Source organism: Laspinema palackyanum D2c, from assembly GCF_025370875.1.
Taxonomy (GTDB): Bacteria; Cyanobacteriota; Cyanobacteriia; order Cyanobacteriales; family Laspinemataceae; genus Laspinema; species Laspinema palackyanum.
Genome location: NZ_JAMXFD010000005.1, coordinates 122150 through 140470 on the forward strand (window position 1 = coordinate 122150; position 18321 = coordinate 140470).

An 18321-nucleotide genomic window follows, 5' to 3' on the forward strand; every position below is an offset into this window, starting at 1 on the left:
CGGTTCAGTTTAAGCTAAACTAAACCCATTCCCATTCTCTCCGGACTTGTGCCGAAATCTCACGAGTAATCATCCTTCTCCTTTTTAAAAAAGGACCGGACCCTCAAGAATCAATCGCCGCTTTCGACTAGATTGCAGTTATTATGGAACAACAACAGCCCGAAGATGTAGCGGCTTACAACGAACGCTCTCTCAATACCCTATCGAGGGCGATCGCTTTGTCTGCCGAACAATTTGCCATCATTTTGGTGCGGTGCAATTATCGGCATTTGCAAACAGAAATGCTGCAACGACTGCGGGAACGATGTCCGGTTTCGGTGGCCGAAATTCATTTACCCCCCTTAAGTACCACCTTATTTGGTAGAATGATTGAGGAATTTGGGGAATTGCCCTCACTCCCCGGGGTCATGGTTTTGGGATTAGAATCGGCAGTGGCGATCGATGAATTATTAATTTCCATTGATTTAGTCCGGGATGAATTTCGCAAACAGTTTCCCTTCCCGTTAATCCTCTGGGTGACTGACGATTTGCTCCATCGCATCACCCAATTTGCCCCCAATTTTAAAAGTTGGGCGGGACCCTCCATTAAATTTGAAATTCCCACCCCTAAACTGATTCAACGCTTACGCGAAACCGCCGAAGGTTTATTTAACTGTATCCTAGAAGCTGGGGCGGACCAACTGCAAGTTGGCGCTGCTATTGAACTGTTAACCCACACCCATCGCCAGGAAATCGCTTGTGCGATTAAAGATATTGAACGGGCGGGGGAGAGTCTGGACCCTTATTTACAAGCTTGTTTAGATTTCGTGCGGGGTTGGAATGCCTACAGCCATGATGAATTGGCAACCGCCCGAGAATTTTACCAACGTAGTCTCGCCTTTTGGGAAAAAACTGTCCCTACCGTCTCGGATTCAGGGAATCCACCGCAGGAAAACTCTATCCCCCATTTAGAACGCTATGGCTGCTTGCTGTTTTATCTGGGGGCCTGTTGGCATCGGGAAGCCTTGTTACATCGGGGGGCCGCCCAGGCAGCTTACCGGCAAGCGCGGGACTATTTTCAGCAATGTGTCGCCATCTACCAACAAGCCGATCGCCCGGATTTGATGGCAAAATTTATCAATGCCCTGGGGGAAGTGATGCAAAAACTCCGGGACCGCGATGGATTGGAAGAGGTGGCATCGATCGCCACTCAACTGCATCAACAATATCCCGACCCGATCGCCGAGGCACAGGATTGCGGCTATTGGGGAGAAGTGGCCCTGTGGAACTCCCAATGGGCGATCGCCAAGCAGTCCGCCTTAAACGCCCTTCAGATTCTGGAATCCTACCGCGCCACGACTCTCACCCCGGAAAAACGCAGTTTCCTAGAATGGTCCGCCCAATATCATCGCGGCTGGTATTTATTATTATTAGGGAGAGCACTGTCTGCACTCAGTGAGAGTAAACAAGCCATTGCCACCCTAGAGAGAGCGAAATCCGAAGCCCAACCGGAATGTAATCCTCGATTATACAGTGAAATTCTCCGGGAATTGCGATCGCTCTACTTTAACCGAGGCGATCGCCTCACCGCCTTTGCCCTGAAACAGGAACTCTACGCCCTGGAACATCAGTATGGGTTTCGTGCCTTCATCGGTGCACAACCTCTGCAACCCCAACTCCATCCCCTAAATCCCACCCAACTGCTGCATCTGGGTATTGGCGATCGGCCCTTTCCCCGGAAACGGTATGCCGGGGAAAGTCTCCCCGGACGAGAATCTGAAGTCGAATGTGCGATTACCCGCATTGGCCGTCCCGACTATAAACTCACCCTGATTCATGGTCCCGCAGGAGTCGGCAAATCTTCCCTTTTATCCGCTCAATTAGCCCCTGCCTTACATCAAAAACAAATCGGACTCAATCTGGCATTACCCCTGGTTATCTCCATTCAAGGGGATTGGTTCCCTGGCGCAGTTGAGGTATTTAATAGCGCCTTTACTCAGCTAGGATTACCCATTGTGGACATCACCGAGGAGCAAAATCGGATTCCCATGCTGCACAACCTCTGCGATCGCCTGGGAGAACATGGCGATCGCAACATCTTAACTGCCCTATTATTTGATGTGGATGCGGACTTATTTGATAGTGCCCATGAATCACACCGCCACCTGTTTTATGAATTTTTGCGCGACTGCTTGAATGTTCCATTTGTCAAAGCGATCGTCTGTTTGCGGACCGAACATCTAGCTGATTTATTAGACAATGAATCCCTGCGATCGCTAGAATTTATCAACCGAGAGACTCGGGAAAGTTTGTGCTATCTCCTGCAAGACTTATCTCTGGATACCGCTTACCGGGCGATGATGGGGTTAACAGAACAGGCCGAATATCCCTTAGAACCGGAACTAAGTGAGCAATTAGTCCGAGACTTAGCCCCAGGCACGATCGCCGAAGTGCGCGGGCTAATGTTGCAGTTAGCGGGCACCCAACTGGAAGCCGAACAGATTACCACCCTGAGCGCCTATCAACAATATGGCGGCAAAGCAGCCTTACTTCGACGAGGCATCCGAGAAGCGATTTCTGACTGTGGCGTAGAAAACACCCAAATCGCCCGATTAACCCTCCAAACCCTCGCCAAACCCACCCCAGACTCTGAACAGTCCCCCACCATGCCCTATCCCTGCCGCAAAACCCTAGAAGAACTCACAACCGAACTCGGAACCAGTCCAGAGATATTACAGATAGTCCTAGAAGTCTTAGTGCAGTCGGGCTTACTCTTCCGCCTATACGATAATACCCCAATCCCCCGCTATCAACTGGTAGATCAGGAGATTTGCCGGATGGTATGGCAGGGGTGATCAGCACCAGTTGCAACAACCGGCGGGGGATCAATCCCCCGCCTGATAGCTAAAGTCGTCTAAAGACGACTAAAAGTCTTATTCCGTGGTGTTTTTAGTCGGTTTTCAACCGACTTTAGCTGTTAGGCCGCCAATCGTTTTAACCCCCGCCGGTGTTGAGCATGGTGCTTAGTATAAAAACGGAGTAAAAAATTTGATGCTATCCGAATCGTCTCTACAAATCTAACGGTTGCAGCAGGGCGATCGCATTACAGCCAATATAACCGACAGCCAAGGGGGATTTGTCCGATAACAACGCTAGAACATTCTGCAAGGTTTGCGGTAGGGTCCCGCCATAGATTTGCAGGAGGTTCTCACGCAGTTGATTGATAATGCGATCGCCTGCAATATCGTCGGTTCCGGGTCGGACTAACCTCAGCGATCGCAATACTTTAAAATATCTAATATCATGACTCTGCACCACCCGTTGCATTTCCGCTGTGGCACGTTCGACTAATTCATCCCGGACTGTTTTCATCACCAGGGGTTGCAAGGTGAAGGCAGAGGATTCCTCGCCAAACCAGGATTCTAATAAGGAACGCCTCTCTAAACTGGCAATTGCTTCTAATAATGCTGCCGGATCGACTAACACCAAAAAATGAGTGTGCAGTCGGCAAAATGAAACGGGTTCTTGCCAGATTGCCAACCAGTAGAGAATCTCTCGTTCTAAATCAGACAGACGTTCTAATTGTTGGTGCAACAGGGTTCGCAATCTATCGCCGACAATTAGGGTATTTTGATTCAAAAAGGCGGCAACATTTCCCCCAAATACCGTTTGAATCACCGGGGTTACTATTTTGAGGGCGAACGGATTCCCCCGATACAGTTGAATTAAGGCCGAAATTCCTAATTGTTTCCCGGTCAATCCTCGGGATTTTAACAAATCTACAGCAGCAGTATTTCGCAATCCACTGAGGGTTAAACTCTGGGAAGTTTTGCCTTCTAGGGAGACAGATTGAGGTTGTTCGCGAGTGGTAATCAGTATGCAGATTTGATGCCGATCGCGATTTAAGATTTGGAGAAAATGACTGTATTCTTTCTCTAATTCTGGTGATTCTAAGACCGCTTCTAATCCATCTAAAATCAGCAGATAGCGCCGGTGTTTGAGATGGTGGAGTAATTGGGTTGTGCCTTTGGCAAGATTGGTGACAGAGGTTCCTTCTAAGGTGGAGAGGAGACTATCGAGGAGTGCTTCGACTGAGGGGGAATGGTGTAGCGATCGCCAGATTACTCCCTGGAATTGTAGTTGAATTGAGTCAGCAAAAGCCAGAGCGAGGGCAGTTTTTCCGATGCCACCGATGCCGGAAATCAGGATGAGTTTAGCGGTGGGAATCCAGTGTTGGAGTTGTGCCAATTCGCGATCGCGTCCGAAAAATGAGTCTAAATCGGGCGCTTCTTGCCAGTCTCGGATTGGCGGAGACTCGGGGATTGCTGGGTCAAAATCAGGTTCACATTGTTCAGCGATCGCCTGCCAGTCGCTAATCCCCACGGCAGCACAAAGGGCGATGAAAATATCCCGTTGAATGCGATCGCCATGCCAAAATCGGCGTAAGGTGGCGCGGGAAGTATGAGCATCCTGCCACCATCGCGCTGTACTGGTTTTTGTCCAACCTAAACGCTTTCTAGCGCGATCGGCGACTGCCAATCCTTCCATCGATGCCTTCAGCGACTTTGACATACTTCAGACCTATCGAAGGATAACATTAATCCGTTAATTTTAAGGGACAATCAATGATAAAAATCTACGGAGGTAAAAACCCCCGTAGAATTCCTATCAAACGATATTGTATGAGCCAATCACTTATGCCAGTCCCACTAACTTAGCACTCAGCTCCCACATCCGCTTACCATTATCATTATCCCGCGCTTGGGGAGAAACCCGTTGGACAAAAGATTTTCTATCTTTTTTCTGACGATTTCCCCAACTCCAATAAGCGCCGGATTGTTTGTATTCCGGATCGGCAACCACGTCCGCCACTCGTTCTCCCGCTAAATCCTGAGATACATATCCTTTGGTAATGTATTTTTGGAAGAGGGGGAAGATTTTTTGAAATAGGGGATAATGGTTCCGGAATAATGGCGTTTCCGCAACACATCCGGGATAGAGAGAGGTGAAGGTAATTCCGGTTGATTCATGATAGCGTTCATGAAGTTCCCGCATGGTTAAAACGTTGCAGACTTTGCTATCTTTGTACGCCTTAACGGGTTCAAACTTCTTGCCGTCAATCATCGAGTGCGGCTCTTTGAATCCTTCGGCAAACCCTGTGAAATCCCCTAAATCTGGACGGGGTGGAATTTTGCCGCCGAGTTCATCCGGGTTGTGGGTGACGGTTCCTAGGATGACCATGCGCTTATCTGGCGCAGGCGATCGCTTCATATCCTCCAACATGATATTACACAGGAGGAAATGACCCAGGTGATTTGTCGCGACACTGAGTTCATACCCTTCAGGACTGCGCAAGGGTTCTTTGATTAACGGCATATAAATGGCCGCATTGCAGACCAAAGCATCCAGGGTCCTACCTGTAGCGCGGAAGTCATTGATAAACTGACGCACGCTTTGTAAGGAGCCTAAATCGATATGGAGTATCGTGTAGCTGTCCGGAGACATTCCCACAGACTGGGCCGCTTTTTCAGCTTTGGCTAAATCCCGACAGGCCATGATCACGTGCCATCCTCGTTTCGCCAGGGCTTTCGCGCCGTATAAACCGACCCCGGAGGATGCGCCCGTGATGACGACCGTTGACTTTCGATCTTGTTCCATCGGTAGAGAAATGAGTTGACCGTTGTTGACTAGATCTAGGATCTCATATTGCGATCGCGATGGTAAACTAAATTTTTTCTAGAGTCCTGGGGTCCCGTAGATGGGGTCCCTATTGAAAAGTCCCCAGGGGGTCATGACGAGTTTGCGGTTTGGTTCTCAGGTTCGGGAGATGCTGACTTCAACCTGGCGATCGCCACCCAAAAATCAACCCCCTCAACTCCAAACTCGGCGCAAATTCAACACAAACCCCGGTAATACCGTCTCCCCAGATAATTGACTCGGATTCATCACAATTTCCGCCTTTTGTCCGGCGCGATAAATCTCAACTTGTTGCTGTTGCGGGTCAATTAACCATCCTAATTGTGTCCCATTGTCGATATACTCCTGTAACTTGCCTTGCAGTTTTGCCAAACTGTCCGACTCGGACCGCAATTCAATCACAAAATCAGGAGATAAAGGAACAAACCCTTTGCGTTGCGCGGGGGTTAATGCCTGCCAACGTTCTATACTCACCCAAGCGGCATCCGGAGAACGGTTCGCACCATTGGGGAGGGTAAATCCAGTGGAGGAATCAAAGGCAATCCCATTTCCCCCTTCTTCCTCAATCCATTTGACCAAAAAATAGGCGATTCTGATATTGCGATATCCCGTTTCGCCGCCGGTGGGTGGATTCACAATTAATTCTCCGGTTGCAGTGCGTTCTAGTTTTAACTCAGGGTTGACAGCGGCGATCGCAGCAAATTGTCCTGGAGTCACCTGAAGGTTCAGGTCCCAGGGTAATTGCAAGGTAACAGTTTCCGTTTTTATGGGGGTTGCGATCATGGTGGCTCATCCTCATACCGCTCTGATTTGATTGTAATGGATTGGGAGTGGCTTGAGATCTATTATTTTTTCACAGGATTTGATGAATCGTTTCGATAATCTCCTCAATAAAATCAATTGCTTCTGCGACGGAGACTGCATCAATATTTCGGCGACTGCCAATCCCATAAGTCGGATCAATGTCAGCTTCATGGGCGATTTGGTTCCGGCGATCAACTATTGCCCTGAGTTCTTGTTTAATATTTTTCTGCGGTTTCCCCATTTGATTCGCCACCTCCTCCCACAGTTTTTTATCAGAAATTAATCGAATAGCATCTGCTATTTTATCCGGGTGTTGAAAACTCTGATATCCCAGGCGTTCACGAATTTCATCTTCTAGCCAATCTGTATTATTCAGTTGGTTTTGAATACTCGTGGCGATCGCAGCCAACAAGGATGAGACGGTATAAGACTGTTGTAAAAATCCTGGTCCTTGTGTTTGGGCAATGTCATTTTCTAGCCAGGAGGCAATATCTAATGCTTTCAATCGGTCCTGTCGGGCCCCCCCTAATGAAACTTGAAAGCGAGAAAATGAGGATTGAGCATTGTTTGGAGGAGGGGCGGGTTCCAAACGTTGACCTCGGTGAATCTCCAGCATTCCTAAAGTGACAATTTCATGGACATAGTAATCCAAGGCACTCACCCCTAGCACAAGTGCCGACCTCAACATATCCGATAAATCTAAAGCAGCCATCGATTGAGCCGTGAGCGAGTTATAAAGAGCAATCAAGTCTCTCACCCGACTTATGCTAATCCGAAATTGGTCAAGCGCTGACTGCATAAGCCATAGATGTTAATCCTATAATTTTATCGGCTAAATCTGAAAATGTTTGTCTAAAATCCTCCTGCTTTTTCTGATTGTGTTTTCTCACCTGCCCGGTTTGTCCTAATTGCTGAGGGGTTAACTCATAAATTGGTACTTGATGCTTTTGAGATTTGGCAATCAAGCTATTAAAATTAGAAATTTTAGTTAAGCAAAAATTGCTATTAATTTCTTGATTAACATACTCCTGCTGTGGTAACAGCATATTATGGTTTTGTAATATGGGAACTAATTTAGAGCTAACAGCCTGCTCTATTTGTTTTGTCCAGGTTTCAAATACTCCTGTTTCCCTCCCATTAATAATCCGAAAATCTTGAACAATAATCCCTAAAAATTTAAGGTTTACATCGGGAAATGGATAGATCGCATCTTTCAAGAGTGGAAGCGAATTCGCTCTAGTAGCCCAAGCGTACCATTTCGGTAAGACTTTTGCCAAAGAGTCAATTACCATGACTGAAAAGAAATCAACAGTAGTTGGCACAATGAAAAAATCGCTAGTCATCAGGATATTTTGATTGATTGCACCCAAGCTGGGACTCATGTCAATTAAAATATAATCAGCGTCCAACTTTTCCGCTGTTTTATCGAGCAAATCGGTGATAGAACCGGGTAAATTTCTGAGGGAATGAATCGAGCCACTTAGTTCCTGAGCAATCCATAGAGCCACTTCATATTCAGCCAATCCTACATGACCCTGTAGTAAAAACAACCTCTCTTGGCCCTTAATGGGAAGACAGTCTACAGCTTCAATGGCTTTAGGCTGGGATTCAAAAGCCGGGGCCAACCCTTTTTTGATATTAGAATAGGTCTGATAAATTCTTTCTATTCCCACTTCATCATCTTCTGTTTCTTCCCCTAATGCCATCCCCGTCAGATTACACTGTGGATCAGCATCCACCATAATGACTCTCTTACCCTTTGAGGCCAGCATCCAACCCAGGTTAAAGGTGGTGGTTGTCTTGCTGACTCCCCCTTTGTGATTAAATAAGGCAATTTTTTGAACCATTGAATCAACCTCGGATTATTTGTTTAAAAGTGTTTTTGGGAAAATGATTGTCTTTTCAAACAGTTGATGAATTCGGGCCATCAGAATTGTAATTCTGTAATCTGGTTTTGATTTTAAGGGTTATTATAGCATTTTCGCTCATTTCTCCATCACCCTGACTGACCAGTTTTGCCCTTAAAACTAAAACCTGGTAAAATTTAATACCTTTGAGTTTACCATCCTGTCTAGCCAACAGCAACCCACCCTCCACCCCTGAACCAGGGACTGAACACTGAACTGAACACAAAAGTGAGCACAAGACTGAGCAGATTTCTTCCGGGAACGGGATTACAGTGAAGATAGCACAGAAATGGAGGCCAATCTTATGTCTCAGATGCTCGATCGCCAACTGGCTGGTTTATATGTTCAAACTCCTGACTCCCAGCAAATTGCGTTTCCCCTCAAACATACGGAAGTCAGCGCTAAAGTTGCCGGAAATCTCTCCCGGGTGGAAGTGACCCAAACCTTTGAAAATCCCTTTACTACGACTTTAGAAGCGGTCTATATTTTCCCGTTGCCCGATGAGGCGGCAGTGGATGAAATGTTAATTAAAATTGGCGATCGCACCATAAAAGGTCACATCAAACAACGAGAAGAAGCGCAACAAATTTATCAGCAAGCTAAACAACAAGGACGCACCGCTGGACTTTTAGAACAAGAAAGAGATAATATCTTCACTCAATCCCTGGCTAACATCCAACCCGGTGAGCAAATTGATGTGATTATTCGCTATTCGGCGAGTCTGCAATTTGAGGGGGGAAATTATGAATTTGTATTTCCAATGGTGGTAGGTCCGCGCTATATCCCCGGTACTCCGATTGGGGAAAATGCAGGCGGTTCAGGGTCTGCACCCGGACCAATGTCTCAAAATCAAGATACAGATTTAGTTCCCGATGCCTCTGGGTTAAATGCGCCTATTTTACCGGCTGGAACTCGTTCGGGGCATGATATCAATATGACGGTGGAAATTGATGCGGAAGTGAACATTCACGGGGTGCGATCGCCCTCTCATCAACTGCATATTTCTCACGATGGACCACGGGTGCTTGTGGGTTTAGTCGGCAGTGATACTATCCCGAATAAAGACTTTATCCTCCGGTATCAAGTGGGGTCAAAAACCACTCAATCGACCTTATTAACTCAATCCGATGACAAAGGTGGACATTTTGCCCTGTATCTCATCCCGGCGCTGAAGTATGCTCCAGAACAAATTGTCTCCAAAGATGTAGTATTTTTGATTGATACTTCCGGTTCTCAAATGGGTCATCCCTTGCGCCAGTGTCAAGAACTCATGCGCCGGTTTATCCAAGGATTGAACCCGGATGATACCTTTAGCATTATCGATTTTTCTGATACGACTCAGCAGCTTTCTCCGGTTCCTCTACCCAATACTCCCCAAAATCAATCCCGCGCTATTACCTATATTAATCAGTTAACTGCTGGCGGTGGAACCGAAATGTTACGCGGGATTCAAGCCGTGTTAAATTTCCCGGTGACCGATCCAGGACGATTGCGGAGTATTGTGCTATTAACCGATGGATATATTGGGAATGAAAATCAAATTCTGGCGGAGGTACAGCGCCATTTAAAATCGGGAAACCGTCTCTATAGTTTTGGTGCCGGGAGTTCGGTAAATCGATTTTTACTGAATCGCATTGCTGAACTCGGACGGGGTATTTCTCAGGTGATTCGTCATGATGAAGCGCCGGATGAAACCGTGGAACGGTTCTTCCGACAAATTAATAATCCGGTGTTGGCTAATATTCAGGTGACATGGGAAGGTGAGGGCGAGTCTCCGGTGATTTATCCAGCGATCGCACCGGATTTGTTTGCAGAAAAACCCCTGGTTTTATTTGGACGCAAAGCGGATGCTATTGCGGGGACATTGCAGGTGTCGGGAATCGCTGCGGGGGGTACTCTCTATCAGCAACGGTTTGAGGTAAAGTTTGAGCGCGGAGGAAATCCGGCAGTGGCTCAATTATGGGGACGTTCCCGCATTAAGGCTTTGATGAATCAGATGGTGAGTGGGGAAACTAAGTCTGGCGTTGAAGCAGTCACCCAGACGGCGATCGCCTATCAACTCCTCTGTCAATATACAGCGTTTGTTGCCGTTAGCGATGAGGTGCGAGTGGATCATCCCGAGGCATCGGTTTCGGTACCAGTGCCGGTGGAAATGCCAGAAGGCGTCAACGCTGAGGGCGTTTTTGGCTCGATGGGTGCCGTTTATGCGCCATCCCCCCCGCAGTTGAACCGTGCGATGTCTCCTAAACGCCGGATGTCGGTGCGTCGGGCCTTATATGCCAATTTATCCAAGGAGGAAGCAGAGTACCAAGGTACTCAGATGCCAACTGATTTTGGCGGTATATCCTACGTTGAAAGTCCTGATGTAGCAGAAAATGAATCTTCATCGGCCCGCCCATTTGAGGCCCCTCCTCGATTGGAGTCCCCTTTGAACTCTATTGAAGTCACCTTTCAAGCGCCAAAACCGGCAATGCCGCCAAAGCGGTTAGAGATTGTGAGTGTGACGGGATTAGATGCTGAGGCGATCGCTCGCCTGACAGAATATCTAAAATCGTTGCCGCTTCCCCCTGGAGGGAGTGGGGAACTGGTTTGGGAGTTGCGGATTACTCAAGAAGGAGTGAAACAGGTGATTCTGGATGACAAGCAGTCTTCTGGGGATGATCCGCAACTGATTGCGGCTATACGGCGATCGCTGCTTACCTGGTTTATGTGGGGATCGAGACTCTCCCTCCCCACCACGGTACTGCTGCGGGTGCGGATTTCCGCCTAGGCTTCTGGAGCGATAACCCGTAACAGTTGCCGCTCCCTGGGGGGTAAACTGACGGAAACCCGGGCCGGATCCAGCTCTAAATATCTGGACCTCATGAGCCTACCGAACCGCTATCACTGCACCTGATGGTCCCCTCCCCTGTATCTTGGTCCGGGTTAGGTGGGGTCCTCCCCTGGCATCGGCCAAACCAGCCGGGAACCCCCCAGAGTTTTGTTTTGCTTCCTGCGATAAAAAACTTTACAATGTATTTAGATTTTTCTGTCCTCAGAGGCTAGTCAAAACCAAAGTACCATGCTATCTTTATTAAACCGCTTTTCCAATTAAGCCAAAAGCGGTGGAGAGACGAGCGCTGTTGCCAAAACTTCAACCTGTCCCCAGTGGAGTTCGGAGAAGTCAATCGATAGCTCGTCCTGAAGTCGGAGTGGGGAGTGAGAAAAATTCGCCTAAACCCAGGTGACAGCGGCGATCGCTGTTCTGGAAGCAGAGCGGTTGAGTCTTAAAGCAAACCATTGGCTGCTATCGCTGGTAAACATCCAGCGCCCTTATAGTCGGTGGAAATGGATACATCGATTGATTGATTGAACTCAGAGAAAGAAAACCCCGAGTCATCCTCAGCCTAACCCGTTGAGTTGAACCTCGCCGTTAACCGCATCAACGAGTATTTACCAATCCGGTTTCCGTCCATTCATACTGGGCTAATTGAAGCTTGGGTAAATTCTGGATCTTTCACCGGAAGCTCAATGGCAAAACCCAGATGCCCGAACAATCGCCACAGGTACGACTTGAGAAACGTGAGTCCTGGGCGACTCAAAATTCGGATTAAGAAATCTACCTTAGAACCTGCTATCTTCCCTGCCTGGGGGTAGAGGTAGTCGAGTGATTTACACCGAATAATTTGAATCAATAACAAAACAAAAGGTTGAAAAAAAAGTTGTGAAACTCTCTAACAATTACGGACATTTGGTGAAATTTTTACAAGAGGATTTGGCGCTGTCGCCTTCCTCCATCGATATGGCCCTACGTCATGGAGAACAAAATCTCGGTCCTTTACCGATGATCCTGTGGCAGTATGGGTTAGTTTCCCTAGAACAGCTTGAGCGAATCTTCGACTGGCTGGAGAACCGAACGGCGATCGACGGAAATCTTTAATCCATCAGGAGGACCAACCAGAATGAGACTTGATAGAACTGAGGATGCAGCCAATCGTGAGCATTAAGGTTTTAAAGGGAAAGAGCAATTGGGCGATCGCATTCGGGTCTGAATTCAATAGAAAAATTTAAGATTTCCGATTCTGAGCTAGAAACGGAAATCTTTTTGATTATTTAAGCAATCCGTTCTGTTCCAAGCGGGAATAGTCCCGTTGATAGAGAAAGGGCGATCGCCTTGCCACCGCACCCTCCCAGACAACAATCACAGCAGTCCCGCCCCCATTGTTAAAAAATTAGAAAAATTTAACCACAAATCCGTGACGAGCCTAGGATTGAAGCTACAGAGGTTGTCGCGAAACCTGCTTTTCAAAGTAAGCTTGAGTTTGATGTAACAACTGTTCTCGACTATCGCCAGCGGTTTGAGTCAGCGTCGGGACTAAATTCCGCGCTTGTAACGTCATGTGAAGCTGTAGGTGTGCCACATACTCACTGATATCTTCACGAACGATAGCAGAGTGGTGTTGATTCAGATTGTTAGCCAAAGTGTTCTCCTTACCTCAACTCGCGTCAAGTCCAATACCAATAAAAGTTACCATTACTTGCACAAAACGTCTAGTTTTGCAACAAAGCTTAACGTTAGGGACCCTTTCTGTAGCGTTGTGTAACGTTTTTATGACCACCCCGATCACCAGTCCGGTCCCTTGAGCATTCAAACCAGCATGAACCCCAGGGTGCAAGTGGGTCCTTCTCACCCATTGTTCCCGGAACCCGTAAAGACCCGAAAGATGTAAAAATCCCCAGAACTTGCTAAAACAAAAATAGGTGCAGCTTTCCTCAGACTCTGAATCTCAGAAAAACTGCCCTAATTTCCGGGTGCTGAAGAATGTAGCTAACAATCCAGCTATTGCCTGTACCTCATCGCTCCTTTAACCCTATAGCCGACTTGTTGGAGCTTTCCTCATGTTGTACTCCCCAGAGAATTTCGACCTGCTCAAGATATTTTTGGAACAGACTCCCCAGGCAATAGCGATGGTCGATCGCCAAATGCGATACTTGTTTGCCAGTCGCCAATGGTTGCGAGACTGCGGTTTCGACGATGGCGATGGCAACCCCCACTCCCCAGACTCCTCGGCAACCCAGACTCCGCCTCTCTCCGTTGAGTCGATTCTGGGTCGTTCTCATTATGAAATCCTGCCTCGGTTTACCGCAACCCAACCGACAACCGAGAACCCAGAGGAACCCGGAGATAGAGACTCCGCTATTTCCCTCGAATCCTGGAAAGAGGTCCAAGCGATTTGTTTGGCAGGGGGGGTACAATCCTGGGAGGAAGAGTTGAGCTCCGATGGCGATCGCCAATCCCGAGTCAAGTGGGAGGTGCATCCCTGGAAAACCGAGACGGGTGAAATCGGTGGATTGCTGCTGTTGAGAGCAGCGACAGGGAGGGCCCTAGGAAATGGAGACCCCTTAAATCAGTTCAGTCCCAAAGCATCCAGCAATTCCCATCGGCGATCGCGATCGGACGAAAGCGATTTGCGTCGCCAAAGTCAGATTCTCGTCGAACTCGCACGGAGTAAAACCCAGAATGAGGGGAATAAAGAGGCGGCGATCGCTGAAATTACCGAAGCTGCCGCCAATACCCTAGCTGTAGAACGAGTGGGAGTCTGGTTGTACGACAATAACCAGACTGAGATTACCTGTATCAATCTCTACGAACGCACCGAGCGCCTGCATTCCTCCGGAAGTCTGCTCCTGACTGCTCCCTATCCTCAATACTTCCAAGCTTTAGAAACCGAACGTGCCATTTCCGTCGATCATGCCATCACCGATCCCAGAACCCGAGATTTAGCCGATTCCTACCTCATCCCCCTAAGCATTACCTCCAAATTAGATGCACCCATTCGCATTGGCGGCAAAATCGTCGGGATTGTTTGCTGCGAACATCGCGGCATTCCCCGCCGGTGGAAATTGGGAGAACGGAACTTTGCGGCCTCCATCGCCGATTATACGGCCCTCGCCTTAGAAACCCACGATCGCATCAAAACTCAAACCGAACTTGAAACCGCCAACGACCAACTCCAAGCGGTTTTAGATGCCGTTCCCGGCAGCATTTCTTGGTTTAGTTCTGATTTAATTTATCTCGGAGTCAATGGCTATTTAGCGAAAACTTTTAATGCCAATCCCGAGACTTTTCTCGGGAAAAAAATCGGCTTTTTACAAGGGTCACCGAAGTTTAATCACCTGGTTCCGGAATTTTTTGAAAACCCAGCCAAAGAAGCACAGCATGAAATTGAGATGTCTGTTCGCGGGGTGAATCGGCACTTTTTGGTGGTGTCTCACAAATATCAACAGGGACAGGCGGCAGTCTTTATCGGATTTGATATTACCGATCGCAAAGCGGCGGAAGCGGCACTTCAAAAAGCCAACGAAGAACTCGAAACCCGTGTCGCCGAGCGCACGAAAGATTTAACGGAGGCGATCGACCAATTGCAATCGGAAATTCGCACTCGCAGCCTCCTAGAAGAAACCCGCGACGTTTTGGAATTTTCCATCAATAATGCAGCGGATTCGGTATTTTGGCTGACTCCTAATGGCCGCTTTTTCTACGTCAATGATGCCGCTTGCATCACGTTGAACTACTCCCGCAAAGAACTTTTATCCCTGAGTGTGCATGATATCAACCCCGATTTACCCGCCGAAGTCTGGCCCGAATACTGGGAGGAAATCAAAGAATTTGGATCGGTTCGTCTGGAATGCCATCATCGGACCAAGGATAATCAGAGTTTTCCGGTAGAAATTACCATTAATTATTTCCAAATTAAAGGGAAAGAATACAACTGTATTTTTGCTCGTGATATTACCGAAACCAAACGAGTTGAAACGGAATTGCAAAGAGCTAAAGCGACCGCAGAAGCCGCGAATTTGGCAAAAAGTGCATTTTTTGCCAATATGAGCCATGAATTGCGGACGCCCTTAACGACGATTATTAGCTATAGTGATTTATTGCAGGAAGACGCCAAGGAGTTAGGGGTAAGCAATCGAGCTTTCTTTGGAGATTTGCAGCAGATTAATAAGGCGGGGAAAGATTTGTTGGTGGCGATCGATGATATTTTGGATTATTCTAAGATTGAGTTGGGTCGGATGCAACTGGAAGTGGAGTGCTTCGAGGTGGGTGAGGCGATCGCCATGATTATGGCGGAAATTGAACATAAGCTGATTACGAATAATAATACCTTGACAATGGGAGGGGATGCCGAGTGGGGGATGATATGCACCGATCGCCATAAACTACAGCAGGTGTTATGGCACTTGCTCGATAATGCCACTAAGTTTACCGAAAACGGGGCGATCGCCTTAGAAATTACCCGAGAAGATACCCCAGATTTCCGGGTCTTAAATGCCGCATCCAAATTCAGTAAACCGGAACTAGAAGCCGCCGAAGAATGGATCGCCTTCCGAGTCCGAGACAACGGCATCGGCATCACACCGGAACAACTGCAAGAGCTATTTGAACCCTTTAGCCAAATCCATACCTCCGATATTCATCATACGGCGGGGACCGGATTAGGGTTAGCAGTGGCCCGGAGTTTATGCCAATTAATGGGAGGAGATTTATTCGTAGAAAGTAACCTCGGAGTGGGTTCTGCTTTCACCGTTTACCTCCCGGCAAATCTGCCCGGAAGTTCCTTGAATGCGGAGGAAATTAAACCAAAACTCACCCAAAATTTTCCCGAATCCCTTCCTCTGGAAGATGAAACCCAGTGGACCGAAGGAGACGGATGGGTATTTGATGATGAGTAATCTCAAATCCAGTTAATTGCTGTATCGGGTGCGTCAGATCATTAAATGAATGGAGTTAGGACAGAAGACTCTGACGCATCGGATTATTAACCCCTGAAACCATACAGATTAACCCTATACTGGGTGACTTTTTTATTTTAAGCCTTGAGACTTCAACCCATGGGCCCAACTCTTCAACAACCATGAATCTGAAACAGAAATTACAACAAAAACGCGCGGAAATATTAGCGATTGCAAACCGACATGGTGCATTTAATGTACGAATATTTGGGTCGGTTGCCCGAGGAGAAGAAACCGACGATAGCGATATAGATTTTTAAATTGACTACGATTTATCGAAGGTTTATCCTTGGTTTTTAGTGGAATTAATCGATGATTTAGAAAATTTATTAAATCGAAAAATTGATGTAGCAACAGTCAAGTGATTACATTATTTTATTAAAGAAAAGATTATCAACAAGGCCATAGAGTTATGAAGTAAAATCGAATTTATTTAATTCATATTCGAGATTGCTTGGCCCGAATTAAGTCTTATACTGATACTAAAAAAGATAGCTTTTATGAAGAAACAATGATTCAAGATGCAGTGGTGAGAAATCTTGAGGTGATGTGTGGATCCATCAAACAGTTACCGGATGAATGGAAAGCCTCAGAACCCGATACACCTTGGCATAGCATTGTTGGTTTTAGAAATAGACTAGCCCACGAGTATTTAAGCCTTGATTTAGAAATTATATGGGATATCATCGAAAATTACTTGCCTGGGTTAGAAATAGCTATGGAAAACCTCTCTAAAAGGTTTTGGGAAGGATGCACTAAGAGGGAACCGTTGTTGCTTGTCACCTAAAAAAATGGCAGTCTGGTCCTTGATATGGAAAACAGGTCATTAAAACACCCAGACAACCGGGTTATGAATTTATAAGTTTTTTAAATTATTAAAGTCCTGGCCTATTTTTTTAATCACTTTAATTTCATGAGGGATTCGTTCAACCAATCCTATCAAGTCCGGTTGATTAGCCCTAAAAAGCATCCTCGCTACAGGGAAGGGCGATACATTCCTTCAAGATAATGTGAGATAGTAAATAAGTGAGATTAATTTGGGAAACTGTTGAATTGAATGTCGGGGAAGTGAGTCGATCGCCCACCCTTGGTAACTCTTCTGTTGACGCCCGTTCCGATTACGCCCAGTCTGAGGAAAAGGCCCCCTCGGGACTCTAACCCACTGGGTTGAGGGTGATAGAGTTAGTAAACTGTATAAGATTTAACAGCGAAAAAGATGTTTTTGCGATCGCCGTCCTGCGGCTGAGACTGGAGTGCAAACATTGCCGCAGGATGCTCCACCCTGAACCTGAGCGCGGGGTCCATCTCAGTTGTCCAGAAAAAAGTTCCGATTGTCATCAAGCTGGGGCCCCTTGTCAGAAAGGCGATCGTTATTGCCCTGTCCCGATCACCTTGATTCTGATTCCCACCTCCTCGCCATCCCATCTCAGTTCATTGAGACTAGAGCGGAAAACCGATGGGGACTGACCCTCCGGTGTTGCTGACTTCTGAAGGGAAATCGCCCATTAGAAAGTTACCGGGTTAGGGCCTCAAACCTCTAGCTCCTTCTACATCTGCACCAAATAGATTTACCTCATAGAGATTCGCACCTTGGAAATTGGCCCGCCTCAAATCCGCACCATACAAATTGGCCTTACTCAGATCAGCAGCATTGAGGTTCGCATCTAAAAGGATGCTCCCGAGCAGATTGGCGGTACTTAAATTAGCTGCATTGAGATTCGCCGCAGACAGATTAGCCAGTTGAAAATTAGCACCTGTCATATCCGCACCTTTCAAGTCCGCTGTACTCAGGTTCGTACCACTGAGGTTGGCACCAATCAAGTTGGCATTGGTTAACACCGCACCCTGTAAGTCAATCCCACTCAAGTCTGCACCATTGAGATTACACCTCGGACAGACTTTAGTCATTCGCAACTGTTGGAGGTCAGTGGCATTGGGTTCTGCTCCCACTGGAATGGCTACAGATAGGGAAGTCAGTAGCATGACGGTCATGGCAATTACTTCTTTCATAGCACTCCCGCTATTAAGCAAGGTTTGGCAGTCGATAACCCGTTCGTTATTTAGCATACACAACCTGGTGAGTTTGGGTTGAAAAAGATCCATTCATAAATACAATGGCACTCAATTATCCACGATCCTTGATAGCTCAGATCATTAT

General features: G+C 47.1%; 13 protein-coding genes and 1 pseudogene. 7 read left to right on the forward strand and 7 right to left on the reverse strand.

Annotated elements, in window-relative coordinates; genetic code table 11:
* Positions 1-143: 143 nt before the first annotated feature.
* On the forward strand, positions 144-2834 hold the full coding sequence (locus NG795_RS08695) for an ATP-binding protein (protein WP_367288263.1): 2691 nt from the start codon (positions 144-146) through the stop codon (positions 2832-2834).
* Between the two features lie 214 nt (positions 2835-3048).
* Here the strand turns inward: NG795_RS08695 and NG795_RS08700 are convergent, their stop codons facing one another.
* The 5 genes from NG795_RS08700 to NG795_RS08720 form a co-directional block, all read right to left on the reverse strand.
* The gene (locus NG795_RS08700) at positions 3049-4551 is read right to left on the reverse strand and encodes an NB-ARC domain-containing protein (protein ID WP_367288264.1); all 1503 of its coding nucleotides are present in this window, start codon (positions 4549-4551) and stop codon (positions 3049-3051) included.
* Positions 4552-4674: 123 nt separating this feature from the next.
* Positions 4675-5637: a protochlorophyllide reductase gene (locus NG795_RS08705; protein WP_367288265.1), complete on the reverse strand. Its 963-nt coding sequence runs from the start codon at positions 5635-5637 to the stop codon at positions 4675-4677.
* A 213-nt stretch (positions 5638-5850) separates the two neighbouring features.
* On the reverse strand, positions 5851-6459 hold the full coding sequence (locus tag NG795_RS08710) for a Uma2 family endonuclease (protein ID WP_367288266.1): 609 nt from the start codon (positions 6457-6459) through the stop codon (positions 5851-5853).
* Between the two features lie 70 nt (positions 6460-6529).
* On the reverse strand, positions 6530-7279 hold the full coding sequence (locus tag NG795_RS08715) for a HEPN domain-containing protein (protein WP_367288267.1): 750 nt from the start codon (positions 7277-7279) through the stop codon (positions 6530-6532).
* Positions 7263-8327: a ParA family protein gene (locus NG795_RS08720; protein ID WP_367288268.1), complete on the reverse strand. Its 1065-nt coding sequence runs from the start codon at positions 8325-8327 to the stop codon at positions 7263-7265. The genes NG795_RS08715 and NG795_RS08720 overlap by 17 nt, the downstream gene beginning before the upstream one ends.
* Positions 8328-8691: 364 nt before the next feature.
* On the opposite strand from NG795_RS08720, the gene NG795_RS08725 reads away from it, so the two are divergent.
* Both NG795_RS08725 and NG795_RS08730 read left to right on the forward strand, forming a co-directional pair.
* Entirely contained in the window at positions 8692-11157 is a 2466-nt protein-coding gene (locus NG795_RS08725; protein ID WP_367288269.1) for a VIT domain-containing protein, read from the forward strand.
* 933 nt (positions 11158-12090) lie between these two features.
* A complete protein-coding gene (locus NG795_RS08730; protein WP_367288270.1) occupies positions 12091-12306 on the forward strand; it encodes a DUF2949 domain-containing protein in 216 nt (71 codons plus the stop codon).
* 337 nt (positions 12307-12643) lie between these two features.
* Here NG795_RS08730 and NG795_RS08735 read toward each other — a convergent pair whose 3' ends face one another.
* Positions 12644-12847, reverse strand: a complete 204-nt coding sequence (locus NG795_RS08735) for a hypothetical protein (protein WP_367288271.1) — start codon at positions 12845-12847, stop codon at positions 12644-12646.
* A gap of 418 nt (positions 12848-13265) precedes the next feature.
* Here NG795_RS08735 and NG795_RS08740 point away from each other — a divergent pair, with 418 nt between their 5' ends.
* From NG795_RS08740 to NG795_RS08755, 4 genes and pseudogenes are all read left to right on the forward strand, one after another.
* Complete coding sequence (locus NG795_RS08740) at positions 13266-16103, forward strand: ATP-binding protein (RefSeq protein ID WP_367288272.1); 2838 nt, start codon at positions 13266-13268, stop codon at positions 16101-16103.
* A 182-nt stretch (positions 16104-16285) separates the two neighbouring features.
* Positions 16286-16528: pseudogene (locus NG795_RS08745) on the forward strand (nucleotidyltransferase family protein).
* Positions 16529-16617: 89 nt separating this feature from the next.
* Positions 16618-16950: a HepT-like ribonuclease domain-containing protein gene (locus NG795_RS08750; RefSeq protein ID WP_367288273.1), complete on the forward strand. Its 333-nt coding sequence runs from the start codon at positions 16618-16620 to the stop codon at positions 16948-16950.
* A gap of 239 nt (positions 16951-17189) precedes the next feature.
* Entirely contained in the window at positions 17190-17321 is a 132-nt protein-coding gene (locus tag NG795_RS08755; RefSeq protein WP_367288274.1) for a hypothetical protein, read from the forward strand.
* A gap of 363 nt (positions 17322-17684) precedes the next feature.
* Here the strand turns inward: NG795_RS08755 and NG795_RS08760 are convergent, their stop codons facing one another.
* A complete protein-coding gene (locus tag NG795_RS08760) occupies positions 17685-18230 on the reverse strand; it encodes a pentapeptide repeat-containing protein (protein ID WP_367288275.1) in 546 nt (181 codons plus the stop codon).
* Between the last annotated feature and the right edge of the window lie 91 nt (positions 18231-18321).